Below are 618 nucleotides of genomic sequence, written 5' to 3' on the forward strand. Positions count from 1 at the left end.
TTTTGCTGATAAAGTTGACTCATGTGCCTGAGGATTCACTGAGTGGATTGACGTTTATTCTCCGGTCGTATTGACACTACCCTCATTACAAAGATACGAATTTTTCGCGTCTTTGCAGTTTAGGAATTGTGGTGCCTGACTACCATAGATTTTATTTGGGGTGGACATTCCAATACTCCTATGAGGTCTGTGATTATTGTAGAAATCTATAAAGCCTCTGATCTTTTCCCGCGCCTCATTGATGTCTGAAAACAGTCTTACTCTCTCAATGGCTTCGACCTTTAGGATTCCGTTGACCCGCTCCGCAATGGCGTTGTCGAGAGGGTTTCCGTCTTGGGTCATACTGATCTGTGCCCCAATGCTGTGGAGATACTTTGTGTACTCATCACAGCAGTACTGTATACCTCTGTCTGAGTGGTGTATCAGATGAGTAAAGTCCGTCCCCTCTGGGCAGCTGTCCACCGCCATCTTTAGAGCACTTAGCGTGTATGTTGCATGGAGCGAGGGGGAGAGGCACCACCCCACGATTTTACGTGAGTACACATCGGTCGTCAGGTGGAGGTAGCAACGGTCGTTTCCCCGCAGGGTAATGTAGGTGATGTCGCTGACCCAAAGCTC

Annotated in this window: 1 protein-coding gene; it reads right to left on the reverse strand. The window is 48.1% G+C overall.

The genetic code is table 11. The features are described from left to right. Nucleotides 1–54: 54 nt before the first annotated feature. Nucleotides 55–618: IS3 family transposase (locus tag HMPREF2890_RS04540; protein WP_148130675.1), on the reverse strand; the 564-nt coding region annotated here is incomplete at its 5' end.

The organism is Porphyromonas sp. HMSC065F10 (assembly GCF_001808555.1).
Lineage (GTDB): Bacteria > Bacteroidota > Bacteroidia > Bacteroidales > Porphyromonadaceae > Porphyromonas_A.